This window comes from Rhizobium binxianense (assembly GCF_028994275.1).
Taxonomy (GTDB): Bacteria; Pseudomonadota; Alphaproteobacteria; order Rhizobiales; family Rhizobiaceae; genus Rhizobium; species Rhizobium binxianense.
Genome location: NZ_CP118713.1, coordinates 2,459,349 through 2,485,315, shown reverse-complemented (window position 1 = coordinate 2,485,315; position 25,967 = coordinate 2,459,349). Strand labels below are relative to the sequence as shown.

At 62.3% G+C, this 25,967-nt stretch carries 24 protein-coding genes, 1 pseudogene and 1 riboswitch; of the genes and pseudogenes, 13 read left to right on the top strand and 12 right to left on the bottom strand.

What is annotated here, in order from left to right:
• The first annotated feature begins 262 nt into the window (after positions 1–262).
• Positions 263–1,017: pseudogene (locus PO860_RS12360) on the top strand (nucleotidyltransferase domain-containing protein).
• A 41-nt stretch (positions 1,018–1,058) separates the two neighbouring features.
• The gene (locus tag PO860_RS12355) at positions 1,059–1,598 is read left to right on the top strand and encodes a GNAT family N-acetyltransferase (RefSeq protein ID WP_273883984.1); all 540 of its coding nucleotides are present in this window, start codon (positions 1,059–1,061) and stop codon (positions 1,596–1,598) included.
• 114 nt (positions 1,599–1,712) lie between these two features.
• Here the strand turns inward: PO860_RS12355 and PO860_RS12350 are convergent, their stop codons facing one another.
• Positions 1,713–2,693, bottom strand: coding sequence for an SDR family oxidoreductase (locus PO860_RS12350; protein WP_273883983.1), 981 nt, complete (start codon positions 2,691–2,693; stop codon positions 1,713–1,715).
• Between the two features lie 155 nt (positions 2,694–2,848).
• Complete coding sequence (locus PO860_RS12345; RefSeq protein WP_273883982.1) at positions 2,849–3,406, bottom strand: DUF308 domain-containing protein; 558 nt, start codon at positions 3,404–3,406, stop codon at positions 2,849–2,851.
• Between the two features lie 140 nt (positions 3,407–3,546).
• On the opposite strand from PO860_RS12345, the gene PO860_RS12340 reads away from it, so the two are divergent.
• Positions 3,547–4,134, top strand: a complete 588-nt coding sequence (locus PO860_RS12340) for a TetR/AcrR family transcriptional regulator (RefSeq protein ID WP_273883981.1) — start codon at positions 3,547–3,549, stop codon at positions 4,132–4,134.
• A gap of 130 nt (positions 4,135–4,264) precedes the next feature.
• Here PO860_RS12340 and PO860_RS12335 read toward each other — a convergent pair whose 3' ends face one another.
• Together PO860_RS12335 and PO860_RS12330 are read right to left on the bottom strand one after the other, a co-directional pair.
• Positions 4,265–6,229: a CHASE2 domain-containing protein gene (locus PO860_RS12335; protein ID WP_275037835.1), complete on the bottom strand. Its 1,965-nt coding sequence runs from the start codon at positions 6,227–6,229 to the stop codon at positions 4,265–4,267.
• Entirely contained in the window at positions 6,229–9,987 is a 3,759-nt protein-coding gene (locus PO860_RS12330; protein WP_272782186.1) for a FecR domain-containing protein, read from the bottom strand. The genes PO860_RS12335 and PO860_RS12330 overlap by 1 nt, the downstream gene beginning before the upstream one ends.
• 127 nt (positions 9,988–10,114) lie before the next feature.
• Between PO860_RS12330 and PO860_RS12325 the strand changes: the two genes are divergently transcribed.
• Positions 10,115–10,654 carry a Pycsar system effector family protein gene (locus PO860_RS12325; RefSeq protein WP_183606789.1) on the top strand — a complete coding sequence of 180 codons (540 nt, stop codon included), beginning with the start codon at positions 10,115–10,117 and terminating at the stop codon, positions 10,652–10,654.
• Positions 10,655–10,792: 138 nt separating this feature from the next.
• Here PO860_RS12325 and PO860_RS12320 read toward each other — a convergent pair whose 3' ends face one another.
• Positions 10,793–11,281, bottom strand: a complete 489-nt coding sequence (locus PO860_RS12320) for a RidA family protein (protein ID WP_183606790.1) — start codon at positions 11,279–11,281, stop codon at positions 10,793–10,795.
• Positions 11,275–12,000, bottom strand: coding sequence for an SDR family NAD(P)-dependent oxidoreductase (locus PO860_RS12315; protein WP_183606791.1), 726 nt, complete (start codon positions 11,998–12,000; stop codon positions 11,275–11,277). Before PO860_RS12315 ends, PO860_RS12320 begins: the two co-directional genes overlap by 7 nt.
• A gap of 188 nt (positions 12,001–12,188) precedes the next feature.
• On the opposite strand from PO860_RS12315, the gene PO860_RS12310 reads away from it, so the two are divergent.
• A complete protein-coding gene (locus PO860_RS12310) occupies positions 12,189–13,091 on the top strand; it encodes a LysR family transcriptional regulator (RefSeq protein ID WP_183606792.1) in 903 nt (300 codons plus the stop codon).
• A 152-nt stretch (positions 13,092–13,243) separates the two neighbouring features.
• On the top strand, positions 13,244–14,020 hold the full coding sequence (locus tag PO860_RS12305; protein ID WP_183606793.1) for a DUF1194 domain-containing protein: 777 nt from the start codon (positions 13,244–13,246) through the stop codon (positions 14,018–14,020).
• A gap of 141 nt (positions 14,021–14,161) precedes the next feature.
• On the opposite strand, the gene PO860_RS12300 is transcribed toward PO860_RS12305, so the two are convergent.
• On the bottom strand, positions 14,162–14,851 hold the full coding sequence (locus PO860_RS12300) for a VOC family protein (RefSeq protein WP_183606794.1): 690 nt from the start codon (positions 14,849–14,851) through the stop codon (positions 14,162–14,164).
• A gap of 238 nt (positions 14,852–15,089) precedes the next feature.
• Positions 15,090–15,524, bottom strand: coding sequence for a 6,7-dimethyl-8-ribityllumazine synthase (locus PO860_RS12295; protein WP_183606795.1), 435 nt, complete (start codon positions 15,522–15,524; stop codon positions 15,090–15,092).
• A gap of 79 nt (positions 15,525–15,603) precedes the next feature.
• Positions 15,604–15,746, bottom strand: a riboswitch (FMN riboswitch).
• Positions 15,747–16,051: 305 nt separating this feature from the next.
• Here PO860_RS12295 and PO860_RS12290 point away from each other — a divergent pair.
• Positions 16,052–16,498 carry an SRPBCC family protein gene (locus PO860_RS12290; protein ID WP_183606796.1) on the top strand — a complete coding sequence of 149 codons (447 nt, stop codon included), beginning with the start codon at positions 16,052–16,054 and terminating at the stop codon, positions 16,496–16,498.
• A gap of 183 nt (positions 16,499–16,681) precedes the next feature.
• Entirely contained in the window at positions 16,682–16,990 is a 309-nt protein-coding gene (locus PO860_RS12285; protein WP_183606797.1) for a GCG_CRPN prefix-to-repeats domain-containing protein, read from the top strand.
• 87 nt (positions 16,991–17,077) lie between these two features.
• Here the strand turns inward: PO860_RS12285 and PO860_RS12280 are convergent, their stop codons facing one another.
• On the bottom strand, positions 17,078–17,284 hold the full coding sequence (locus PO860_RS12280; protein ID WP_183606798.1) for a hypothetical protein: 207 nt from the start codon (positions 17,282–17,284) through the stop codon (positions 17,078–17,080).
• Between the two features lie 239 nt (positions 17,285–17,523).
• Here PO860_RS12280 and PO860_RS12275 point away from each other — a divergent pair, with 239 nt between their 5' ends.
• The 3 genes from PO860_RS12275 to PO860_RS12265 all read left to right on the top strand — a co-directional run bounded on the left by PO860_RS12275 (position 17,524) and on the right by PO860_RS12265 (position 20,588).
• Positions 17,524–18,636 carry an adenylate/guanylate cyclase domain-containing protein gene (locus PO860_RS12275; RefSeq protein WP_273881049.1) on the top strand — a complete coding sequence of 371 codons (1,113 nt, stop codon included), beginning with the start codon at positions 17,524–17,526 and terminating at the stop codon, positions 18,634–18,636.
• A gap of 72 nt (positions 18,637–18,708) precedes the next feature.
• Entirely contained in the window at positions 18,709–19,347 is a 639-nt protein-coding gene (locus tag PO860_RS12270; RefSeq protein WP_272782191.1) for a winged helix-turn-helix domain-containing protein, read from the top strand.
• On the top strand, positions 19,344–20,588 hold the full coding sequence (locus PO860_RS12265) for an MFS transporter (RefSeq protein WP_273883978.1): 1,245 nt from the start codon (positions 19,344–19,346) through the stop codon (positions 20,586–20,588). Before PO860_RS12270 ends, PO860_RS12265 begins: the two co-directional genes overlap by 4 nt.
• Here PO860_RS12265 and PO860_RS12260 read toward each other — a convergent pair.
• Complete coding sequence (locus PO860_RS12260; RefSeq protein ID WP_183607668.1) at positions 20,585–21,511, bottom strand: LysR family transcriptional regulator; 927 nt, start codon at positions 21,509–21,511, stop codon at positions 20,585–20,587. The genes PO860_RS12265 and PO860_RS12260 overlap by 4 nt on opposite strands.
• Positions 21,512–21,728: 217 nt before the next feature.
• Entirely contained in the window at positions 21,729–22,652 is a 924-nt protein-coding gene (locus tag PO860_RS12255; protein WP_273883977.1) for a phytanoyl-CoA dioxygenase family protein, read from the bottom strand.
• A gap of 97 nt (positions 22,653–22,749) precedes the next feature.
• Between PO860_RS12255 and PO860_RS12250 the strand changes: the two genes are divergently transcribed.
• Positions 22,750–23,574 carry a helix-turn-helix transcriptional regulator gene (locus PO860_RS12250; RefSeq protein WP_273883976.1) on the top strand — a complete coding sequence of 275 codons (825 nt, stop codon included), beginning with the start codon at positions 22,750–22,752 and terminating at the stop codon, positions 23,572–23,574.
• 3 nt (positions 23,575–23,577) lie between these two features.
• Here the strand turns inward: PO860_RS12250 and PO860_RS12245 are convergent, their stop codons facing one another.
• Entirely contained in the window at positions 23,578–24,600 is a 1,023-nt protein-coding gene (locus PO860_RS12245) for an LLM class flavin-dependent oxidoreductase (protein ID WP_272782195.1), read from the bottom strand.
• A 231-nt stretch (positions 24,601–24,831) separates the two neighbouring features.
• Between PO860_RS12245 and PO860_RS12240 the strand changes: the two genes are divergently transcribed.
• Positions 24,832–25,659, top strand: a complete 828-nt coding sequence (locus tag PO860_RS12240) for a class I SAM-dependent methyltransferase (protein WP_342456473.1) — start codon at positions 24,832–24,834, stop codon at positions 25,657–25,659.
• Positions 25,660–25,967: the final 308 nt, after the last annotated feature.

Here is a 25,967-nt window from a genome sequence, read left to right as displayed (position 1 = left end):
AGTCTGGCGTTCATCTTAGACGGAAAACGGCACGCCGGGGAAGCATCCCGGCGTTCGGCTTCGGTGTCTTGACGGTGTCACGCTCGCAGGTTAGCGTTTGATATGAGCAGGATTTTTGCAGTTTCGACAAGGTCTACGACCACCGCGCGGCGGTGGGTGGTAGACGCGTGAACTGAATTCCGTTCATCGCTGTTAAGACCAACCCGCCGGAGACGAGCGGGTTTTTTGTTGCCGCCCGTGTCCCGCATTCGAGGACAAGATCGTGGACGATATCCCAAAACATATTCTCGCCGAGCGGGCGCTTGCCGCTGCCCGTCGCTGTGTCGCCAGCCGCTTTGCCGGCGCCGCTTTCGCTTTTGTGACCGGTTCCCTCATACGCGGTGAAGGAACCGCCTTTTCGGATATCGATCTGGTCGTCGTATTCCCGGCGCTGGAAAGAGCCTGGCGGGAATCGTTCACGGAGAAGGGGTTTCCCGTCGAGGCCTTCGTCCATGATCCGCAGACGCTGGCGCATTATCTCCATCAGGACGCCGATAGCGGTTATCCAATCATGGGCAATATGGTCGCGACGGGCAGCATATTGGGGCCGGATCTCGAACGAGCGCGCCTCATCCAGGCGAATGTGGCCGCCACGCTGGCAGCGGGCCCGAAACCGCTTGCCGGCCCGGCCTATGACGCGTTGCGCTATCAGGTCACCGACCTTGCCGACGATCTGCGTGGAACGCGCCCGCCCGAAGAGATCGCCGCGATCGCCGCGCTGCTCTATCAAAAGCTCGCCGATCTGATCCTGCTCGGGCGCGCGGCGCATGGACCGGCCGAGGCAAGTGGGCCCCCCGTCTGATGAGGGAGCTCGACGTGCAACTGGCAGCCGAATTCGACGTAGCGTTCAGGCTGGCGGCGGCGGGTGACGGCGCCCGATTTCTGGCTTTGGCCGATCGGGAGGTTGCTTCGCACGGCGGTCGCTATTTTGGAGGATACAGGCAGGATGCTCGGCTGGAAGCGCGCCGCCTGGAATAATCTGGTATCGATCACGTTGCCGAGTGAAAATTGGATGGAAGATGCTTGAGAACAAATTCAAGGATGTCCTGCAGTCTGCAGTGAGGCGCACCGCCCGATTGCGCCTCAGACCTCCAGCGGAGGGGGATATCGATTTCCTGACGCGACTTTTTTCGCGGCCGGAATTGGTCGCACACCGACCGGTGCCCCGGCCTGATACGCCGGAGGAAAGCGCAGCGCGGCTTGCGCGCGACATTGCCCATTGGAAAGATCATGGCTTTGGGCGTTGGGCGGTCGAGTCAGACGATGCGTTGATAGGATTTGGCGGCGTGACTTTTTCCAAGGAATTCGATGGCCTCAATCTTTCCTATCATCTGCAACCTAAAAGCTGGGGGCAGGGCTATGCCACGGAATTGGTCAGAGAATGCCTGACATTTGCCTTCGATGATCTGCAGGCGGATCGTGTGATCGGATTGGTTCGCACCGCCAACGCCGCTTCGAGGCGCATTCTCGAAAAATGCGGCTTCGTCTTCGAGCGCGAGGTGATGCTGCACGGCGCGCCGACCAATATGTACGTCCTTGGCAAAACGAGCGACGTATAAACGAACATCGCCGGCAGTTGTCGTGCAAGACGAGAAGTCGTCAGCGGGCTTATAGACCGAGGGCAGGTGCGGGCTCTCGATACCGTGGTCCGACGCCAAGCCGAAAAGCCACGCCTAACCGAGAGCGCTTTGCTCCGCACAAATCCTGTCGATCAGCGCATCGAGTTCACCCCTCGGCGGCCGGCTTTTAGCCAGACGCTGTTTGAGGTGCGTGATCGAGTCGGCCAGGATTTCATCCAGGCTCTCGGCGCAGGTGAAGTCGCCCGCCACGCGCTTGACCTTCGAATTGTCGAAAATGGCAGTCCAGGCCTTGTCGCCGAGGAGCGGGCCGACCCATTCCGGATTGTATTTGATCAGCGTGTCCGTCGGCACGTGGACGATTTTCGCCTCCACACCCAGCAATCTGGCGATCGCCTTGTGGATATCGTCCCAGATATGGGCGCGGTCGGAGGTGATGTGGAAAATCTCTTTCAGCGCCGCCTGCTTGCCGAAAAGGCCGACGAAGGGCACGGCGAAATCGACCGAGCGGGTCAGTGTCCAGGGCGTGTGGCCGTCGCCCGCCACGATGATGGGGTCGCCATCCAGCATGCGCCTCGCCATGATGTCGCTGTCGCCCATCATGATCGGCAGGCCGGTGCGAACGGTGTGGCTGGGGCGGACGATCGTCCAGGCGAGATTATCGGACGTCTTGAGCAGTTCCTCGCAGGCGATCTTGGCCTGGCTGTAGGGCCAGTGGGGATTGATCGCCGGCGTCTCCTCGGTGATCACGTAATGACGCGGCGGTTTTTCGTAGACCGAGGCCGAGGAGATGAAGATGTATTGGCCGCAATCGCCGGAGAAAACCTCGATGTCGTGCGCCACCTGATCCGGCGTGAAGGCGATGAACTGGCAGACGACATCATAATTGACCCTGGCGAGATCGGCATAGGCGCTCGATCCGAGCTCCCCGACGATCGAGGTCACTCCGTCAGGCAAGGCGGCGCTTTTCAAGCCGCGATTGAAGACGCTGACATGGTGACCCTCGGCAATGGCGCGTTCGACGCATGGATGGGAGATTTGGCCGGTGCCGCCAATGAAAAGAACTTTCAAAGCCATGGGAGTGACCTCGGGGTCTATGGGCGGAACTGTGATCGCTCTTCATAGCGTGAAAGGAGGTGGTCGTCTCCCGCAAATCTCGTGCTGCCGAGAGTAGCGGTGCCTGGCCTCGGGCGGCAATCGTTTCAGATTGCCGCCATGCGACCGGGCAACGCCTATGCATGTGCCTTGCGAAAGGCTGCGACGACAAGCCAGATCGAGGACAGCAGGAAGTAGAATGCGCCGAACCCGGCATAGGGCACGATATCCAGGATCGTCGGCGCGTCGGCGCCAAACGATTGGCTGATCATGAAGCCGCCGGCAAGGGCCGATTGCGCGCCGCTCAGGATCATGACCCATTGTGCGCCGTTGGTCCGCCAGCGCCTTACGCCGGTATAGAGCTGCAACAGGCCCGATAGGATCGCCCAAGCTCCGAACACGGCGAGGACGGCGTAGGTGCTATTGCTGATCGCGATAACGACGGCGAGCGCCGTGGCCGTGCTGACGGCGACATTCAACGTTTGCGACGGGTTGGCCTGCAGGCCGCCATTGACCCTGGCGTCGATCAGATTGGCCAGCGCGTCCCACAAGGGATAGAGCACCAGCAGAAAGGCTACGGCGCATGGCTGCCCGGCAAGAAGAATGGCGGCGGCAATCCAGATCATCGAGAAGGCGGCGCGGGTGAAATAATAGGATCGCAGCCAATTGGACTGGAGGGAAGAATGAGTTTGCATCGGAAGATTCCTTCAATGTTGCCTGCCTACTAGTAGGTAGACCAAACATCGGAGTCAACGCATCGCGCGCACACCTTCTTGTGAAGGCAGCGATACCGCGACAGGCTTGACAGTCTGCCTACCAGAAGGTAGGCGATGGCATGAAATCAATGGCTTCAACTTCCGACAAAATCCTCGACATCGCGCAGTCGCTCATCGTGGCGGGAGGTTATAACGGCTTCAGCTATGCTGACATCTCGGCCGCGATCGGCATCAGGAAGGCGAGCATCCACCATCATTTTCCGACAAAGGCCGAGCTGGTCTCGGTCCTCGTGGATCGCTATCGGAAGCAGGCGGAGGCAGGTTTGCAGTCTCTGCGCGAGCAGGCCGCAAGCCCTGCCGATCAGCTGCAGTTCTACGTCAACTATTGGCACACATGCATTCGGGATGCCTCGCAGCCCTTCTGCGTCTGCGCGATGCTCGCCAGCGAAATGCAGATGCTGCCGGAAGAGGTCGCTTCACGCGTCCGCGCCCATTTCCAGAGTCTTGCTGCATGGCTAACCTCGGTGCTGCAGGCTGGAGTCGAGCAGGGGTTGTTTCGGTTGGACAAGCGGCCGGAGGAGCGGGCGCAAATGCTGATGGCCTCGGTTCATGGGGCGATGCTCTCGGCGAGGGCTTTCGGCGATCCCGGGCTGTTCATCGCAGTCGTTAAGCCTGAGATCGAGAGGCTGCGGGCAGTGGATCGATAGGGGAATTCTCTGGCCGATAGGAGCGTTGCGCAATCATAAGCTAACGCTCGTTGAGGCGTGACGTCCGCATCGTCACACACCCGGTATCCGGAAATGGATGGAGATGGCGGCTTGTCTCCTGTGGACAACGTCACTCCGTGCCATCGGCGGCCAGCGCATCCCGGACGATCGCGTAATAGCCGGAAAGTTCGGGAATATCGGCGGCCAGAGTGTCGAAGTCGGGGTCGGTTGGCGCAAGCGAACCGGCATATTTGGCGTCGATGAAGGCTTGGTGGGCGGCCAGCGCTGCGGCGTCGGCCTTGTGCACGACGGTGAAGACGGGCGAGGGGACAGTGCGGCCCTTGACGATGATGCGGTCGAGTTCGACGACGATGTAGGTCTCAGTGACCAGTTTGGCCGTCTCTTCGCCGAGCAGCAGCGCCACGCCGTAATTCTTCGAGGCGCCTTCGAGGCGGGAGGCGAGGTTGACGCTGTCGCCGAGGCAGGAATAGTCGAAACGACGGGTCGAGCCCATGTTGCCGACGATGCATTCGCCGGTGTTGATGCCGACGCCCATCTTCAAGACGTGCGGCTTGGCGCCGCGTGTCGCTGCCTCGCGCTCCAGCTGGCTGTTCAGCCTCGATATCGCCGCCTGCATGGCGAGCGAGGCGCGCACCGCATGGAGCGCATGGTCGGGATCGTCGAGCGGCGCGTTCCAGAAGGCCATGATGCAGTCGCCCATATATTTGTCGATCGTGCCGCCGTGATCCATCACCACGTCGGACAGCGGCGTCAGCAGCCGGTTGATCAGGCCGGTCAGCTGCTCCGGATCGTCCTTCAGGGTTTCGGCGATGGTGGTGAAGCCGCGAACATCGGAAAACAACACCGAGAGCGTGCGCCGCTCGCCGCCGAGCTTCAGCTGCGAGGGATCGTTCGACAGGCGGCGGACGAGATCGGGCGAGATATATTGGGCGAAGGCGCGGATGATCTGCCGCTTGTTGCGGCGCTCCTCGGCATAGTCGAAGGCGGCCTGGCCGAAGACGACAGAGATATAGGCAACCGTCGGGCCGAGCGGCGAGACGAAGACATGGGCAAGCCGGATGCCGGCAAAGCTGACGGCCGCAAAAGCGAGGAGAGCGGATGCGCTGGTGACGATCGTCAGCCAGCCCGTCGAACGCCAGACGGTGGCGGCGGCCAGCAGCACCGTGATCAGGATGCAGGCGGCAACCGTGGGCAGGCGGGCTTCGGCAATCGACAGGCCGCGGCGGATATTGTCGTAGATCGTCGCCTGGACCTCGACGCCGGAAACGAGCTTGCCGGTGTGAACCGTATAGGGGGTGGCGAAGGCGTCGACGCCGCCCTTGTCGATGGCTGGCGCATTCTGCAGGCTGAGGCCGACCAGCACGACGCGGTCCTTAAAATAATCCGGCGGCAGCAAATTCTCCGGGTCGAGCGCCTGGTAATAGGAAACCGTGGGATAGCTGCGGGCCGGGCCGAAGGATTGAATGAGCTGGCCGGCCGGCAAGGATGCGTGTGCTGCTCCCGACGCCTTCGCCAGCATGGCGGCAAAGCCGTCCTCATAGCCCGGAATGCGCCGGAAGATGCCGTCGCCGCTGAGATCGATCGAGGCGATGCCTGTCACGGCACCCGCTTCGGTCAACTGCGGCAGCGGTGTCGCGCGGATCAGTTGCGAGGCCTGCGGCGTCTCGATCAGCGTTTCGTCGCCGGCGAGCACGATATCGGGACCGACGGCTTGCGTGATCGCCGCGTCGTTGCCGGGGTTCGAGGGCTCGGCCATGATGATGTCGAGGCCGATGACGCGGGCGCCGGCGGCGCGCAGCCGGGTGACGAGTTCGGCGTGCAGGCTGCGCGGCCAGGGCCATTGCGCGTTGATATCGGCAAGCGAGGGCTCGTCGATCGCGACGATGACAGGCCCTCCCGCCGGCGGACGGGGATCGTCGAGGGTCGAGAGGTAGTCGAAACTTCTGAGCTCCAGCAGCGACCAGGCGGGCAGGCGCGACAGGAGCGAGATGGCGATCAGTGTGGTCAGGGATAGCACCAGCAGCCTGAGATGGCGGCTCGTGATCTGCCTGGCCTGCTTGTCCCGCACCCGCATCAGAAGCGGACTTTGAGCGTGCCCTTGAAGGCGCGGCCCCAGCCGGGCACGCCGGGCGTGATCTCGAAGTCCTCGTCGAGCAGGTTATAGGCGGCCGCTTCCAGCTCGATGCGCTTGTCGAACGGTTCCCAGACCAGGTGGGCGTCGAGGCTCCAATAGTCGTCGAGCTTGGTGCCAACCCGATCGCCGTCACGCTCGCCGATATAGTTGGCGGCAACCGTTGCCTTTACCTTGGCTTCGTTGACCCAGGTCAGCGCAATCTGCCCCGAATTTTGCGGTATGAAGGGAAGAGGGCCGCCATAGATCGGCTCAAGCGGATCCCTGTTTTCCGAATCCATATAGGCATAGGTGGCCGAAAGGCCGAAACCGTTGCCAAGCGCGACGTTGGCAGTGACGGCAGCGCGATCGATGCTGCCGCGCGAGATCGGCAGGCTGGTATCCGATGGAAGCGAGATCAGCGGTAGATCGATCGAGAAATCGTGCAGTTCCTGATGCTGGTACTCGACCGATGTGAAGAAGCGGTCGGTCCATTCGGCATCCCACTGCAGGGCGACCGTATCCGTATAGCCCTGCGGATTGGCGGAAAACTGGTTGGCCTGCAGCCCGAGTATGCCGATCGGCGCAAGGGTCGGCACGGTGGTATCAAAGCTTTGCCGCATAAAGGCGGCCCGTAGCCAGTGGCCTTGAACCGGCGTCCAGGCGAGGCCGAAGCGCGGCTCCAGCCGGCTGATATCGATGCCGTCGCCTTCCAGGCGTGTGGCAAACAAGGCGTATTCGCCCTTGAGGTCCGGCGTGATCTCATGCAGCACATCGACATAGGCGCGACCGATATTGACGGTGTTGCTCGTAGTGGTCGGACCTTCGTTTATTTCCGGGATGAGTGGGACGAGAGGAACGAGTTCATAAAGGCGGGAGGAGGTCGTCGTGCTGGTATCGATCCAGCCGCCTTCGATACCGTATCGCCATGTCAGCGGGCCGCTGCCGATGGAATGGTTGAGAGCACCGATGTAGGTTTTGGAGGTCGTGTTCTCGCCCGTATCCAGAACAGGAATGATGTCCGGGTCGGGCAGGGGTAAAACCGGAGCATCGTCGACCTGAAGAGAGATTGCCGTTCGCGACTTGATATCCGAATAGAAGAATGCGCCGTTCAATATGTTTTCATAGGCAAAGGTGTGGCTCCAGCCAATGCCGGCGTTGGTTATCTCGTTTTCAACATCGCGGCCGACAAATTCCGGCAATACCGTCGTCCTGATCGGAAAGCCTGCCAGATTGAACAGGTCCGTCAGTGTCGTGCCCTGCGTCTGCGCACTCAGTGTTCCATCGTTCTTGGCATGGTTGACGAAGGCTACCACGCGATCGTCAGGCGTGACGGTTGCCGTGAGATAGCCGTTGGCGCTCAGCAGCTTGTTGTCTGTCTGAACCCCGCCGAAATCCCGGTAGTCGCGATCAAGCGCCAGCTCTTCCCAGCCCAGATTGCCATAAAAGCTGATCGGGATGGTTTCGTTGGAATAGCCTTGGATATCGGCCTCGCCGATCCGCCTTGTATGGCCGTCGACGCTATTGATGCCGCCACCGAGCGAGCCTTCGATGAAGGGGACATCGAAGAGCGATGCCGAGCGGGAACGGCCGGAGAGCATGTGCGGAGAAATCAGCAAGCCCTGGATGAAGGATGAGTAGCTCGACGCGTTGCCGCGGTTCTGAATGATATTGTCGTCGCTGAAGTTCGTTGCGTTGACGAAAGGAAGGATGCTGCCCTTGATCGACTGATCGACATAACCGCTGCCTTTGAAAGGATCGAAAACCGCATCGCCATAATATCGGCCCCAGGCATCCAGACCTTGCAGCCGGAACGCGTTGTTCAGTGTCGAGCCGGCGCTCGCATTGGCGCCGAGCCCACTATAATCACCGCCACGGGCGCGCGAGCGGCGCAGGAATTCCTGCGCATCGCGGATCGCGCCATCTGAATCGTAATCGTCGATATCGATCGCCGTACGGAAGGCCGAGATGACCGGATCGTCGTCGTCGAGACGGTTGGCGTTGTCGAGCGCCTGCTCGGATGGCAGCCGGTCGCCCTTTTCGTAATGGGCGGCGGCCAGCATGAACTGCGACTGCGAATGCGCGGGATTGGCGGTGCTGGCGGCGAGCAGGTCTTGCAGCGCCTTGTCGCGCTCTCCGGATTGCAGGTAGTAGCGGCCGCGGGCAAGCAGGGCGAGATCGAAGGAGGGATCGAGGGCGATCGCGGTGTCGATCTCGCGCTTGGCCTCCTTCATGCGCGCCTGATCGAGATAGAGGATTGCGAGGTTCGCGTGCAGCAGCGGGTCCTGCGGATCGAGCTCGATCGCCCTCTTGAAGGCCTTTTCCGCTTCGCCGTTGGCATCGCGAGAACTCTGCAGCAGGCCGAGCGAATTCAGCGTGCTCGACCCGCCGGGCGCGAGTTCGATCGCACGATTGAGGTCGGCGAGCGCGCCGTTGATGTCGCTCTCATAGTTTGCCTTGTAGCCTGCGCGGGCGGCGAGCGCCATCGGATGATCAGGGTCGAGCGCCAGTGAGCGTTCGATTGCTTCCTTCATCTGCTCACGGTCATCGACGAGCTCCGCCAGTTGGGCGCGCACGGCCGGCAGGGTCGGATCATCAGGATAGCGCTGTTCCGCTTTCTTTATGATCTCGAGCGCCACGCGCGGGTTCTCCAGGAAGCCCGCCGTATAGGCCTGCATGATTGCGCCATAGGGGCCGGTGGTGCTGGCCGGCGGTGGTTCGGCATGGGTGGGGTCGGCAAGCGAACGGGCAAAATAGCCGCCATATTGGGCCATGTTGCGGCGTGTCGGGTCGAGATGCGGCAGGGCCTTCTGGAAAAGCTTGGCGGCATCGCCATAGCGCTTTTCGGAGCCGGCGATGGTGGCGTCGATCAGATCGACGCGCGCCTGCTGGGCTGCCGTCAGCTTGCGGCCGCGGATGTTCTCAAGCGTTGCGGCAGCGGCCTGGCGTCCATCGAAGGCGCTCTGCACTTCGGCCAGTTCCAGCCAGTCTTCGGTGGTGCGGCGCTCCGGCGGCAGCGCCAGCAGGCGGCGGCGCTCCGTCGCCATGCGGTCGGCACGCAGCGGCGAAGTCGGCATCAGATCGAAGCCGTCGCGCAGATCCAGATAGAAGAGCATCTGCTCGCGGTCGTCAGGATTGACGCTGATGATCTTGTGCGGTGCCTGGCCGATCGTGGCGACCGCCCCTTCGCCCTCGTTCACATCGACGCTGCCCTGCGGGTTGCTAAGCGCCACGCGGCCTTCGAGCACGATCATCGAGGTCTTGGCGCCTTCGACGGTCATGGTCCAGTCCGTGCCGCGGATAGCGGCGGCGGCGGCCGGTGTTTCCACCGTCAGGCCCTGGCCGCCGCGCTCGGCGCGTGCCCAGATGGTGCCGGACTGGAGGTTGAGCACAGTGTCACCGCTCGCGGCCATCTTCTTGACCTGCAGCGAGGAATTGCGGCCGAGGCGGACCTGCGTGTGGTCGGAAAAGACGATGGCGAGCTGGCCGTTGGCATTGGTGCGCAGCACATCGCCGGTCAGGAGATCCTGATTGATGTCGACGATGCGCCAGTTCGACACGTCGATGAAGCGGACCTCCTCGCCGGTCTTGCGGGCGATGACGGATCCGGCGACCGGGGTTGCGCGCTGCACGGGATCGGCCATTGCCGGCGACCCGAAAGCAGGCAGAGCAAGCGCCAACGCTACCCCTGCGTGAAAGATGTGTTTGGAATGCCCCCGCATGACCTCAACCCCATACCCCACTCCCCTTTGTCCGTGTAGAAAAGAAAAGTCAAGCGCGCTGCACACGTGTTCTTGCTTTCCTATCCAAGTGTAATATCAGGGAAACACTTGAGGGTGGAGTAATCACGTGAGCGACTTCGAAAGTGCAACTGAGATCATGCTGAGTAAGCCGTCGAGCATGGATATTGGTGTCGAGTATTTCGACCATATCAAGAAAATCAATGACATATTCTATGATCAGATCAAGATTTCTGATCAGAAGGCTGCCTATATCTTTACTTTTATGCTCGCCTTCCTGGTGAGCTCAAGCGAGGTGAGGGCGGTCTTCAACCCGGCACGTTATATCGGCGGGACGCCGGGCGGCATGTTGTTCTCGGGCCTGCTTGCCGCAGCTTCGGTCTTTTCAATCCTGTCGGCCATTCTCGTCGTGCTGCCGCGCCGTTTGGACAGCTCGACCTCGCTGTTCTGGGGCGCCTGGCCCGGCCATCGCGACATGTTCTTCGAGGCGGCACTCAGGCGCGACGAGCGTTACCTCTTCGACCAATATCTCGAAAACGCCAACATCCTCTCCACCATCGCCCGCAACAAATATCGCTGCGTCACCTTTGCGTTTCGTGGGCTGATGGTGAGCGTGATTGCCTATGTGCTGCTGTTGGTGGCGATGTGAGAGTGGGTTGTTAACACCCTCATTTGCTTTTCGCTTGCCGCTCAAGGCGTTCGTCGCTGGCGCGAATGCGCTGAGCGCAAGCGAAGCCAAGAATGCAGGGGCGGTGAGCAGGGCGGGCCGGAGCGCGCCCGGCTATTGTCAATCCTCGACTTCGAGGACCAGTTCAAGTTCGATCGGCAGGCCGAGGGGCAGGCTGGCGACGCCGAGCACGACGCGGCCTGAGAGCTTTTCCTCGCCGAAGACCGCAAGCAGCATTTCAGATGCTCCGTCCGCAACCTTCGGATGGTCGCGGAAATCGCCTTCGGTCGCGATATAGACGCCGAGCTTGACGACCCTGACGACCCTGTCCAGTGAACCGAGATGGTCCCTGGCGGCTGCGAGCGCGCTCAGCGTTGCCGTTTCGGCCGCCTTCCTGCCGTCTTCGGCCGTCAGAACACCGCCGACGCGGCCGATATAGCGCGGCTCATGGCCGACGACCGGCAGCATCCCGCTGAAGAAGACCAGATTGCCGGTCCTTATCGCTTCGACATAGGCCCCAAAGGGTGTCGGCGGCGGGGGAAGCGCAATGCCAAGTTCCTGCAGCCGCCGTTCCGCGCCGGCTGCCTGCGCTTTCGCATGGTCTACCATCTGCCCAGATGTGCGCCGCCGTCGACGTGCAGCACCTCCCCGGTTACGCGCGGCGCTTCGGTGAGAAAGACGACTGCGTCGACGATCTCCTCGACATTTGATATGCCCACCATCGGCGACAGCGTCGTCAGGAAGTCCTTCGGATTGTCCTTGTGCAGCGGCGTGTCCACCACACCTGGAGCCACAATATTGAAGCGAATTTTCTCGTTCGCATATTCCATCGCCAGGTTCTTGGAGATTGCGTTGATGCCGCCCTTCGTCATCATCGATACCGAAGCGGAGAAGCCGGCGATCGGATGATCGGTCAATGGCGTGGTGATGCTGACGACGCTGCCGCCTGACTTCTGCGTGAGCATCTGCCTGACGACCAGTTGGGTCAGATGGATGAAGCCTTCGAGATTGGTCGAGGACAATTTCCGGAAGTCTGCCATCGTGAAATCGACGAACGGCTTGGCCAAGAAAATGCCGGCATTGTTGACGAGGCCGTCAATCGAACCGAACCGGCCGATTGCTGCCCTTGTCACCCGCGCTGCGGTTTCGGCATCGCCGATGTCGCCATCAACGAGCGCCAGCTTGTCCGAGGCCTTGAAGGCATCCGAAGCGCTGACCTGGCGTGAGGTGGCGACGACATTATAGCCGCGCTCGACGAAGGCGTTGACGAGGCCTGCTCCGATACCCTGGGAGGCGCCCGTGACGATCACTGTTTTTGCCGTACTCATGTTGATCTCCAAAAGATTGGTTCGGGCAACGGGCCTTGCTTGTGAAGGACGGGTCGCTCGAGATGGGGCTGCTGCGAATGCGCCTCCATCGGGTTGTCTGTGTTCGCAAGGTGAATATGGCGAAAGCGCCATTCCTCGATTAGATGGAAATATCTGGATTCTCTTTTGCGCCTGTGCAAAAATCAGCCATGGCCGATCTCAACGATATTGCCGTGTTCGTGAAGGTGGCGCAGTACGGCAGCTTCAGCCGCGCCGCCCATTCGCTTGGTATGCCGGTATCGACGGTCAGCCGGAAGGTGACGTCGCTGGAGGAGCAGCTTGGGGTGACGCTGCTGCAGCGGACGACCCGCAAGCTCAGCCTGACCGCGCAGGGCCGCGCCTATTACGATCAATGCCGCGAGCCGCTCGCCCATATCCTCGATGCCGAGCAGGTGCTCACGCAAACGCAGAGAAAACCCGAAGGCCTGCTGAAGATTTCCGTGCCGGTCATTTTCGGGCAGGAGGTGTTTTACGAATTTGTCTCTGCCTTCCTGAAGACATATCCCGATATCCAGATCGATCTCTTCGTCACCAACCTGTTCCTCGATCTCATCGCGGAGAATGTCGATCTCGGCATCCGTTTCGGCGAACTCAAAGATTCGAGCATCGTTGCGCAGCGGTTCGGCAAGAGCGTGCGCTACCTGGTCGCCACACCGGACTATCTGAAAGGTCGGGTGCTCCCGTTAAAGCCCGAAGACCTGAAGGACCATCGGTGCGTTCTGCTGAACGGCCGCAACGGTGAGGCGGAATGGCATCTGGTGAGCGGGCGCAAAACGGTTCGCCTGCACGTGTCGGGGCCGGTATCGAGCCGGGATTTCGATACGGTGAGCGCCTTCACCTATCGCGGACACGGGATCGGATTGTTGCCTTCGACCTATTGCGACGAGCAGATCAAACGAGGCGAACTCATCCGCCTGCTGCCGGACTGGTCGTCCGAGGAAATCTTTGTACATGCCGTCTATCCCACACGGCGTTTCCTGCCCGCGAGATTGCAGGTCTTTCTTGAGGCGCTGAAGGCTTGGAAGAACCCGTTGTGGCTTCCCTTGCATTGAGTTCCTTCGAAGGGCGGGGCGGGTGCTCCAGCCGCCACGGAAACGTTCCGGACATCACCGAAAATTGAAGCCGTATGTGCGGGGGGGGGGCCTGCGTCGGCCAAGCTGTGTTAGAGTTTGCCGGCTTGGATGGCGCGGGGATTGGATTGCCAATGCTGACGACGCTTGCGGTGCTTATCGGTCTTTCCGGCCTCGTCCCGGCAGCGCGGGCGGGGGGAGATGAGGTCGACGTGACCCTCGTGCTTGCCGTCGACACCTCGCGGTCGATGGATTTCGAGGAGATCGGCATCCAGCGCGAGGGGTATGTCGAAGCACTCAAGCACAAGGAATTCATCGATGCGGTGAAGGGCGGGCTCACCGGCCGCATCGCCATCAGCTATTTCGAGTGGGCAGGCTATGTCGTCCAGGATTCGGTGATCGACTGGCAGGTGATCGAGACGGAAGAGGACGCGATTGCTTTTGCCGGCAAGCTCGAAGCCCGGCCGATCGCCACGCAGCGGCGCACATCGATCTCCACCGCGATCGCCCAGGGCGCCAGCATGATTGTTTCCAGTCCCTTTCTGTCCAGGCGACAGGTGATCGACGTTTCCGGCGACGGCCCGAACAACTCAGGCAATCCCGTCACACCGACCCGCGACAAGGCGGTAGAGGCCGGTATGATCATCAATGGCCTTGCTATCATGCTGCGGCCTTCCGATGCGCCCAATGGGCTCGACAAATATTACGAGGATTGCGTCATCGGCGGTCCCGGCGCCTTCGTGCTGCCGGTCCGCAAGATCGAGGATTTCGCCGTTGCCGTGCGCCGCAAGCTGGTGCTGGAGATCAGCGGCCTTTCCACGCCGGCAACGGTGCAGAAGACAGCCGGCGCGCCGCCGGCGACCGACTGTCTGATCGGGGAAAAGCAGTGGCGGGACATGTTCGACCGCTGATGCCCGGCGGGTTACCGCGCCGAAATTATATCAGTCAGTATTTGGTAAGCCGCAGAGACGCGATCCTCGTTGGGATAGTTTTTATTGGCCGAGATGCTTTTCAGCTGGTGTTGCGGTCTGCGATGACGCCGCAGCCTTTGCCTACAACGGCAACGCTCTGCCGGCCTGCTCGCTGACCATGTATTCGGCATACCAGTCCGGCCAGCCTTCGTCATGCTTGCCGCCGTTTCGCTTCTCGTGTTCGCCGTGGGCGATTGCCGCGCGGCGCAGTGCTGACGCAAGCTCGTTTGACGTCGTGAATTTCGTCTCGTCGGCGTCGATGCGTCCGGGTAGTCGTGTGGTGACTTCCTGGAACAGCCAGCCGTTGCCATCCGGATCCTTGAACGAGGCGAAGGAGCGATAGCTGCGGTGCTCGGGATCGCGGCCGGCGACGCGCAGCCGTCCGAAGAGATAGGGTTCGTCTTTGCCGGCATAGACGCCGGCAGCGTCATGGAACACTTCGCTCACTTCGATGCCGCGAGCGATGAGATCGCGGCGGGCTGCCTCGATGTCGGAGACGACCAGGTAGAGCCCTTGGGCGGAGCCCGGTGCCGCCGCGGTGACATTCTTGCCGAAGATGATCGCGCAGCCGGAGCCCGGCGGGGTAAACTGGATCACGCGGAAATCGGCGTCATTGGCAAAGTCGGCGTCGAGCCGCCAGCCCAGGCCGTCATAAAAACGTTTGGCGCGGTCGACGTCGGCAACGGGGATGACGACCACTTCGAGCTTGGTGTCGACGGACCGTGTATTCGGGGTCTGGATGGGGGCTTCACTGCGCATTGCATTGCTCATCTTCAGCTCCTTGAGGTTTGGACGCATTAAGAATGGCGATACATGTCGGCGGTCAGTGGACCACAGCGTGGCAAGGGCGTCGAATCAATTATTCTGTCGGTATTGAGTGGTTTGGCGCATTCCGCTGCAACACTAGGCGTCGCTCGTCTGCCGATCCGACGAGGCGGCGGGATCCGCTCCCGCCGTCTTCGTCTGTCATTCTGCGGCCCGTCGAGCCGGCGCAGGGAAATGAATACCCTTACGCGGCGAGAGCAGCGCGGGTTTTGCCGATCGTCAAAGCCGCCTTTGCAGCCTCGCGCCCTTTCTCGACGAAATGCGCGCGGTAGATCTGTTTGTGGTGTTCGGTTTCCTGATATTGATGCGGCGTCAGCGAAACCGACAGCACTGGTACGCCGGTATCCATGCCGGCGCGCATCAGCCCATCGACGACGGCCTGGGCGACGAATTCATGGCGGTAAATTCCGCCGTCGACGACGAAAGCGGCAGCAACGACGGCACCGTAGCGCCCGGTTGCGGCAAGGTCGCGCGATAGCAGCGGCATTTCGAATGCGCCGGGAACATCGAACACATCGACCTGCTCGGCCGGAATGAGCTGGTAGAAGCCGTCAAGGGCACGGTCGACGATGTCGGCGTGCCAGCTGGCTTTGATAAAGGCATAACGGGTGGGTGTCACGGTAATCTCCTTTGGCGAACAGACACATCACCCAAGGCGATCACGAGCGTCCCCGACAGCCCGCAAGGGCGGCAGGAACGCACGTTCTCTTTCATCCGGACTATGACCGTCGGCTCAGGCATCTCACCTGATCTGCTGACCCTTCCGAAGAAGGCGCTCGCGGGCTCGCAACTGGAATTGCATACCGCCGGTAGGGACTTTCACCCCGCCCTGAGAACGGCGGGGACAATAGGGGGAAGGCGAGGGGCTGGCAATAGGGGAAATGCTTTAGCAGCGACCAGTTGTTTTCCATGCATTTCATTAGCGGCACGGCATCCTCCATGGTTCCTCATCCTGAGGCTCTCTTCGGCATTTGTGCTCCGGGCGCTGGCGAGCGCCCGTCGATCGCGACAGCCGTTCCCTCTTGCTGAGGATGGGCGCGCGCCTACATGCTCGGGTGAGGACATCCACGTCAGGACAACAGGACGGAACAGGATACGGCGTCTTCGCCCGAGGCGGGCAGACGACAGTCACCATGGGAGGGAGTGATGCCAGAAGCTTTCGTCGTTCACCGCGAAGCGCATATCGCAGCACCGCCGGCTGCCGTGTTTGCGCTGATGACCGACCCGGAGAAGATCCTGCGCTGGATGGGAACGGAGGCGCAGGTCGAGCCGCAGCCGGGCGGGCTCTATCTCGTTAACGTCACCGGCGCCCGCTTTGCGCGCGGTTCGTTTCGCGAGGTGGTGCCGGTTCATCGCCTTGCCTACAGCTTCGGCTGGGACGGCAGCGAGGTCGTGCCACCGGGATCCAGCCTGGTCGAGATCGACCTGATCGAGCAGGGGGGCGGAACGCTGCTGCGGCTCACGCATAGCGGCCTGCCGAGCGCCGATCAATGCGCCGGCCATGCGGAAGGCTGGGCCCATTATCTCGGGCGGCTGACCGAGGTCGCCGCCGGGCGTGATCCAGGTCCCGACCCTTTTTACGGTAGGACATGAACGGTTTTCCGCCGTAAGAAGGGTACCCGGAAGCGCTTGCCGGAGGGGGAAAACTGCCGGCCGGCGCTCCGATCGGTCGACCGAAAGCGTTTCTTTTTCTCCCGCAAACATGAACGCGTAGTTCATCTCCAGTTCAATTTGGCGCTCCTAAAGTGATTGCGGCTGGATGAAATGGAGTTTTCGATGAAGGCACTTTCTATCGCGGCTGCCTTGCTCGCTGGCAGCCTCTCGATCGGCACAGCTGAGGCGATGCCGGTTGGGACAATCAAGGTTGAGAGCACTGTCACAAAGGTTGACTACGCCTGCGGTCGCGGCTGGCACCTGACGCGCTGGGGCGAATGCCGGCGAAACTGGCGCCGTCCGCCGCCGGTCGCTTTCTACGGTGGTCCGCCCCGTTGGGGCTGGGAGCGGCGTCACCGGGATTGGGATGGCCCGCGCTGGCGCGATGAGCGGCGCTGGGATCGCGAGCGCCGCTGGCGGGATGACTACTAAGGGCCTCATTCAGAGGCAAGCATGGAGAGGCCGGTGCGATGTTTCGCCCGGCCTTTTCGCATGAAAGCTGGCAATTGTGCACTTCGGTCAGATCTTCCCGTCGATGAGTTCTTCGAGCTCGATTGGATCCTTGACGCCGAATTCATACCATTCGACAAGTTCCTTCGCCTTGCGGCTGCTCTCTTCCGCTGTCAGCTCGACTTGATACCTTTCGCACCACCGCCGAAGGACCGACGTCAGCAGTGCCATGTCATTCCCATCCAGCGGATCTTTCGGCCAGAATATCGTGCCCATCGTACCCCTCAATCACACGATGACGAAGGGCTGCATAATGGAATTAAAACTGCGCAATTTTAAAGTGTTTATTTTTTGTTTCCCACCGCGGTGAGCGTTTTTGACATGGGATGTGGGCATCCTCTGCGGAGAGTCCCTTCCGTCGAGAGGGATGTCATCACGGACATGCGGGGATTCCAGGCAGTACCCCTGGGGAGGTCGGCTTGCGGATGTCCCGAGGGGCATGCCATGATCGCGATATGGATCTGCCATCTCCCCTTGCCTGGCTGGTTGACGAGGCCGGTGCTTCGCCTGGTCCCGAACGGTTTCTGGCCGAGCTCGGGCGCCGGCTGCTGGCTGACGGCCTGCCGCTTTCGGGCGGTGCGCTGACGCTTTCGGTGCCGCATCCGATCATCGCGCGGCGCACCTGGCTGTGGCGAGCCGAGACCGGGGCCGTCATCGAGGCGTTGGCCTTTGCTGCTGATCCGCAGAGCGAGGCCGGGGGCGAGTGGCTGGCCGGGCTCGGGCCGGTGTGGAAGGCCAGGATCGGGTGGGACAATCAGGCATCGGATAGCCCGCAGCTCGGCTGGGCGGGAGTTGCCAACGCGGCGGGGACCGGCGCATTCAGCTCGTCCGAGGCCAGCCTGCTCTGCGACGTCACGCGTTTTGCGGCAGCGCCGCTCGCCGCTTTGGCGGCGCGGGAGGCGCGGGCCGCGTTGCTCGAAGCCTATCTCGGTCGGCGCAGCGCTGCCCGGGTGCAGGCCGGCGCGCTTGCCCGCGGCACCGGCGAGATCATCCGAGCGGCCCTTCTCTGCGCCGATCTGCGCGACTTCACCGCGCTCTCCGAGGTGACCGAGCCTCACGTGATGATCTCAGCACTGGACGCCTGGTTCGACCGTGTCGCCGGCGCCGTGCACGCCTTCGGCGGCGAGGTGCTGAAATTCATCGGCGACGGCGTGCTGGCGATCTTTCCGGTCACGGCGGCGTCGGGCGAGGGCGAAGCAGCCCGAGGGGATCGCGAGGCCTGCGAGGCCGCCCTTCGCGCGGTCGCCGCCAGCCGTGCCGGCATGGTCCACCTCGACCAGGTGCGCCAGGCGCAGGGGCTGGCCCCGCTGCCCTTCGGCGCAGCACTTCATTTCGGCGAGATCCTGTGGGGCAATATCGGCGCTGCCGACCGGCTGGACTTTACCGCCATCGGCCCCGCGGTCAATCTCGTCAGCCGGCTGGAAGGGCTGTGCAAGCCGCTCGGCCGAAGCGTGCTGATCTCGGGTGCGGTTGCAGCGAATACGACGACGAAGCTCACGGCGCTGGGGGAGCACAGCCTGCGCGGCATCGCCGTCCCTTGCGCGGTGTTCACGCTGCCGGCGGATTGAGCCACGAGCAAAGGCACTCACTATTGCAAAGAAAGATTTGCAAAGATGTCTTTGCAATACTAAGCTTCGAGCATGAAAACACGGCGCCCGCAGCCTGCTCAATCCGTCACCGCACCCCGCACCGTCAGCCGCGTCGTGCCGGATCCAACTGCGCTGAAAGCGCTGGCGCATCCGGTCCGGTTGCGCATGCTCGGCATGCTGCGGGTCGATGGACCCGCCACGGCGACGCAGCTGGCCGCGCGGCTCGGGCTGAACAGCGGCGCCACCAGCTATCACCTGCGCCAGCTCGCCCAATACGGCTTCATCGAGGAGGCGCCGCATGCTTCGCGGCGTGATCGCTGGTGGCGCGCCAGTCACGAGCTCACCTCGGTGCCGGCAAGCGAGACCGAGGGCGAAGGACTCGATCTCGCCTTCAACCAGGCGGTGCTCTCCCTGCAGGTCGGCCAGATGCAGCAGGCGCTGGAGGAATATGCAGAACTGCCGGCGGAATGGCGCAAGGCGAGCGCTGCCAACGACATCATCATCCCGATGACGGCGAAGCAGGCGGAGGCCCTGACCAGGCAGTTGACCGACATCATCCTCGAAGCCATGCGGGTGGCTCCGCCTTTGGGCGAGGCGGCCGCTCCGGGCATGGTGCCTTTCTCGATCATGCTGCACGCCTTTCCCTATCCGGGCCGGCTCCCGCATCACAAGGAGGATGGTGGGTCATGAGGAGGGGTGGGCCTTTCCTGGCGCTTGCCGCAGCCGAAACGCTTTCGCTTTCCGGCACGCGCCTGTCGACCATCGCCATTCCCTGGCTGGTGCTGGTCGCCACGGGCAGCCCGGTTTTAACAGGGCTGACGGCGATGATGGAAATGCTGCCCTATGTTGTCGCCAAAGCGCTCGGCGGGCCGCTGATCGACCGCGTCGGCCCGAAGCGCATCGCCGTTGTTTGCGACACCGCCTCGGTGGCCGTGGTGATGCTGGTGCCGCTGCTCGACCGGCTCGGCTTGCTTGGCATGCCGGTGCTGCTGCCGATCGTCTTTGTCATGGGTGTGCTGCGCGGTCCATCCGATGCCGCCAAACAGGCGATGGTGCCCGATGTCGCCGAATTGGCGGCTGTGCCGCTCGAGCGGGTGACCGGGCTCATTGGCGCCATCGAGCGGCTGGCCTCGACGGCGGGTGCGGCCGGCGCCGGTGCGCTGATCGGCCTGATCGGCCCAGGCCAGGCGCTCGTTGTCAATGCCGTCACCTTCGCCGCCGCCGCGCTGATCGTGGGCGTAGGCATCCCCAGGCTGCGAAGCATACCGGAGCCGCGCAGCACTCCCGAGGCCCAGCCGGACTGGATATCCTCCTATCTCGGCGATCTCAGGGAAGGCTGGGGCTTTCTGCGCGGTGATGCGGTGCTCGTCAGCATCATCGTCATGGTGGCGACCACCAACCTGCTGGACCAGGCCTATGGGGCGGTGCTGCTGCCCGTCTGGACGCAGAGCTCGGGCCATAGCCCGGAACTGCTGGGGGCGATGTTTGCGGCTTTCACCGGCGCATCGATCGTCGGCGCGGCGATTGCCGCTGCGATCGGCGAACGGATGCCGCGCCTGATGGTCTTTACCGTGGCCTTCCTGCTGACCGGATTTCCGCGCTTTTTCATCCTTGCGCTGGATGCGCCGCTCATCCTCATCTTCGTCACCCTGGCAATCGCAGGATTCGCCTCGGGCTTCCTCAATCCGATCCTGTCGGCGGTGATCTTCGAGCGCATCCCCAAGCCGCTGACCGGCCGCGTCACCGCGATGAACGCCGCCCTGTGCTTTGCCCTCATCCCCTTCGGAGGCCTCGTCGGCGGCGCGCTGATCACCACGATCGGCCTTGCCTCAGCGCTGCTGTTCACCGGGCTCGCCTATCTCGCTGCAACGCTCTTTCCTCTTGCGCTGAAAAGTTTCCGCGGCTTCGACAAAGCTATCACCGAGAGCTAGCCAGCGTCGCGGTGGCGTGTGTCGTCCCGGCGCCCAAGCTCCTCGACCATCAGGTCGATGAAGCGACGGACGCGCGATTCCAACGGGCGCTTGTCGGGATAGAGCGTGACGATCTTGGCGTCATCAGTTTCGAGGTCGGGCAGGATCTGCCGCAGGCGGCCGGCGGCGAGGTCGTCGGCGACGAGAAAATCGGGCAGCAGCGCGATGCCCAGCCCCGCCAGGGTGGCGTCGCGGATCGCTTCTGCGCTGTCGAGCCTTAGCCGGCTGCGGCCTTGCGCTGCGATCCAGGAACTGCCTTTGCCGCGAAAGCGCCAGCCCTGCCTTTGATTGCGGCTGGCGAAAATCAGGCAGTCGTGGGCTGCGAGATCGTCGATATCACGCGGCTCGCCGCGCTCAGTGAGGTAGGACGGCGAGGCGCAGAGCCGTGTCCTATAGGTGGCGATCACGCGCGAGATCAGCCGGGTGTCCGACGCCGTCGGGCCGACCCGGATCGCCAGATCGAAGCCTTCCACGACGATGTCGGCGAAGCGATCGGTGGAGCTCATCTCCACCTGGATGTCGGGCCAGGCCCGAAGATATTCTTCAAGCAGCGGCAGCACGACGAGGCGTCCGATGGCATCGGGAACGCTGAGCCTGAGAATGCCCCGTGGCGTACCGCTTCGGCCGGCCACGCTCGCCTCCGCCTCGTCGACGGATGCGAGGATCTGCAAGCCGCGCTCGTAGAACACGCGCCCTTCGTCGGTCAGGTTCAGCGTCCTCGTCGTACGGTTGAGCAGGCGCGCGCCGAGCCGTTCTTCCAGGCGGATGACGGCCTTTCCCGCTGCCGAACGGGAGAGGCCCATGGCTTGGCCGCCGGCGATAAAGCTTCCGGCATCGACGACGGCCATGAAAATCAGGATATCGTTCAGGTTCGTGCGCGGCATCAGGCAACTCGAGCGTTCGGCGACATGAATAAGTCGATCAGTCATGGGATCGATTCAAGGCTCGGACCATCAACGCTCACCCAAGGCGAAAGGTCCGTGCGCGTCGCTTTATCGAGTTGGGGCCCGGCCCTCGCGCATCAGCTCATCGAGATCCGCGCCGTCGCCGGCACCGGCCGACGATGGCCCGGGCTTTGCCGAAGGGGCATGAAAAAGCCGGCTACAGCATGTCGCCGAGACTCCAGTGGTTGTTCCATCGGATATCGATCTCGTCGTCGACATTCTGATATCTGATGTCGGTGGAGAGGCGCAGCCGCCCGCCGCGGTCCTGGTTGGTAGTCGAGGCGTGGATCATATAGGGCGAGTGAAGCACCACGTCACCGGCCTGATAATCGGCGGCGAGCCAGCGGGTGTCGAAGCGCTCCGCCATATCGGGGAGATCCTTCGAAACCCAGCCGCCTTCGGCCATGTGGCGGTTATAGGCGCTGATCCGCTCTTCCGGAGAAAGATCGCCGCTTGCGGCCTGGAACTCGGCCTCCATCCTGACGCCCAGCGTGTGCGAGCCCTCGAGGTAGACAAGGCCGCCCATCTCGGCGGAGATGTCGCCGATCGGAATCCAGGCGGTCACCAGGCGGCTGGTGCCGCCGCGAAGATAGACGAGATCATAATGGGCCGGCGTGGCCGTCGGAGATCCGGGCTGGACGAAACGCATGATCTTGCGCTTGTGCAGATAGGAGATGCCCTGCAGGAAATCGTCCATGAAGCGGGCGAGCGGCGGTTGCGCGCAAAAACCTTCATAGGCGGCAGAGCGGACGAGAGACATCAGGCGCCGGTCGGCCAAGTTCCTGTCGAAGCCGGCGGCAGACGCGATGCCCAGAGAAAAATCATTGCCGGGCTCGACCAGTCCGGTTTCGGCGAGATGTTCGAAAACCCAGTGGCGGAAATCGATGACATCGGCCCGCGGCAGAAGGCCTTTCAGCCAGACATAGCCATCGTCCTGGTAGCGGCGGCGGATGGCGTCGACGCCGATGGCGGGATCGGTCGGCGTGAGCCAGCCCGTCCGCTCCGCAGGCAAGGTCTTGCCATGGGCGGCAAGGGGAAATTCCGGCTTTCGGGCTTGCATGGTCCGGGCAGCAATTGACATTTCGGCCCTCCCTAGTTTGACTTGATTTGCCGCTATTTAGCTGATCTGCAGGGGCAGCCGACATAGAGGAAAGCCATAGCTGGACTTTTCGCTCATCATGAAAGACGTCGAGGCCATCTATCGATCACCGCTTGGCGCTGCCGGCGGACTTGCGGTCACCGGCAGCGGCAGGCAGCATGCCCGCCATGCGGTGACGGAGCGAAAACTTCCGAGTTTCGCCGTCGTTCTGGTGGAGCGCGGGCAGGGCTGGCTGGAAACCGCTGCCAGCGGCCGCTTGAGCTTGGCGGGGCCGGCCCTCTTCTGGCTGTTTCCCAACCGCGTGCATTCCTATGGCCCCGACGAAGGCGGCTGGGACGAGCGCTGGGCACTTTTCGAAGGATCCTTCACGCGGGACTTCGTCAGGCTGAGGCTCATGGCCGAGCGGCACCCGGTCGTCGCCCTGCATAGTCTCGATGACGTCGCGCGGCTCTTCGCCAAGCTTCATGCCGATCTGCTTGACGATAGCAACCTCGGACAAGCGGCGGCGGCTTTGATGCTGCATCGCATCGTCATCTCAGCCGCCGGACAGGCAAGCGGCGTGGCCGATCGACGCCGGGAAAGGCCCGATATGGCCGACATCGTGGAAAGGCTGCGGCGGCGGGCGATGCAGCCACTGAATCTCGCCGCCTTCGCCAACGAGCACGGCATGTCGCCGGCCACGCTGCGCCGGCGGTTCACGCTCGAAACCGGATTGCCTCCCAAGGCATTTCAGCTTCGGGCGCGCATGGACCATGCCAAACAGCTATTGGCAACCACCGACGAGAAGATCGAAACGGTTGCTGCCATGATCGGCCTGGATGACGCGTTTTATTTTTCGCGGGTCTTTCACGAGCGTGAAGGCTGCAGTCCTCGCGAATTCCGCGCGAGATACAGGCGGGTTTGAGCGTCAGCGCCAGCCGAGCGCCGGGGCGACATGGGTCAGGATCGCCTCGATGACATGGGCGTTGTATTCGACGCCGAGCTGGTTGGGGACGGTGAGCAGTAGCGTGTCGGCCTCGGCGATCGCCTCGTCTTCGGCGAGCTGCTTGATCAGCGCATCGGGTTCGGCGGCGTAGCTGCGTCCGAAGATCGCCCGGGTCTTCTCGTCGATGAAACCGATCTTGTCACCCTCGTCGTTGCCGTAGCCGAAATAGGCGCGGTCGCGGTCATCGACCAGCGCGAAGATGCTGCGGCTGACCGAGACGCGCGGCTGGCGCGTGTGACCGGCTTCTTTCCAGGCCGCGCGATAGGCGCGGATCTGATCGGCCTGCTGGACGTGGAATGGCTCTCCTGTTTCGTCGTCCTTCAGCGTCGAGCTCTGCAGGTTCATGCCAAGCTTGGCTGCCCAGACGGCGGTGGCGTTGGAGCTGGCGCCCCACCAGATCCTCTCGCGCAGGCCCTCCGAATGCGGCTCGAGGCGAAGCAGGCCGGGCGGGTTCGGAAACATCGGCCGCGGGTTCGGCTTGGCAAAACCTTCGCCGCGCAGCACTTCGAGGAAGACTTCGGCGTGATGGCGCGCCATGTCGGCCTCGCTCTGGCCCTCGGGCGGGGCATAGCCGAAATGACGCCAGCCATCGATTACCTGCTCGGGCGAACCGCGACTGATGCCGAGCTGCAGTCGGCCGCCGGCAATGAGGTCGGCTGCACCGGCATCCTCGGCCATATAGAGCGGGTTCTCGTAGCGCATATCGATGACGGCGGTGCCGATCTCGATCCGGCTGGTTCTCGCGCCGACAGCTGACAGCAGCGGGAAGGGGGCCGCCAGTTGGCGGGCGAAGTGATGCACACGAAAATACGCCCCGTCGGCTCCGAGCTCTTCGGCCGCGACGGCAAGGTCGATCGACTGCAGCAGCGCATCGGCCGCCGAGCGCGTCTGCGATTGGGGCGAGGGCGTCCAGTGCCCGAACGAGAGGAAACCGATCTTCTTCATACCGCGCCTTTTCCGTTGCATCTCATGGTGGATGGGTCATGGCATAGTTTCGGGCCGGAAGACAATCGGAAGCGGGTGGTTGCAGCGTATCACTTATCCGGCATTTGGCGCGCTATCTTGCGCTAAGCCGTGATGTTCGCGCCTTGATCAGTTGTGTCCGCGCCAAGAAGAAACTCACCCGGTTGACCACGAGGGTGGATCACTAGATGGCGCTAAATCCTCGACATAAACATGTGTTACAGCCTCCGCTCACCGCGGTGTGAGCATGGAGTTTCGATGGATCAGCGCAGAGGCTCTGCCTTTTCGGAAACCGACGTTGTCGCAAATTACCGGTATCGTCCACCTTACCCCGATGCCGTCTTTCGAAAGCTTCTGGCAATCGCCCCGCGGACAGGACATCTCCTGGATATCGGCTGCGGGCCGGGGAAAATCTCCCGCCCACTGGCAGGTTGGTTTGCAAGCGTCACGGCGGTCGATCCTTCCGAGCATATGATCGCTCTCGGCCGGTCGCTGCCGGGCGGTAACGCGCAGAATATCCGGTGGATAGACAGCTTTGCCGAGGATTTCCCGATCACCGGCGGACCTTTCGATCTGACGGTCGCAGCGGCAAGCATCCACTGGATGGATCACAGCAGGCTGTTTCCGCATCTTTTGGCAAATGCCGCGCCAGGCCATGTCATGGCGGTGATTTCCGGAGACGACCCGTTCGAGCCTCCATGGCAATCCGATTGGCATTGTTTCCTGGTGAAGTGGGTGCCAGCGGTGACGGGGCAGCCTTTCGATCACGACAAAAGGTCCGAGGGCATGCGAAGCTACCAGAAGTATCTGAACCTCTATGGCAGCGAACACTTCGTATCGGAGCATCCCTTTCAGCAGAGCGTCGAAGATTTCGTCTCCTGCCAGCATTCGCGGGACACTTTCGCGCCGTCTAAACTTGGCGACCGCATCGCAAGCTTTGACGCGGAACTCGCGGAGCTGCTGCGCTTCTATGCGGATGATAATCAGTTAAGTTTCGTTGTGGGTACCAGGATTGCCTGGGGTGAAATCAAGCTGATCTGACAAGAGCTGTTATTTGGGAAGCGGTTCCGCATCCCTCCTTAGGCCAGGTGCTCGAACAGTTGGTTCGGTGCCAGGTAGCCCTGCATGACGTCTGCTTTTCCCGATGGAGGGCGAGGCAGGGGCTGCGCCTGGATCAAATCATAGCGCGGGGACCGATCCGCCGAAAATCACCCGCATTGTCTCTGGGCAAAAAATACGCTGCCACCCGCATTTTGCTGCCGGTGAAGGTCGGGAATTGCCGGGTTCGCGAGAGTTTTTCTGGAATCATTCAAATGAAATTAAGGAGAGAGTGGTTTTATCAGCTGGTA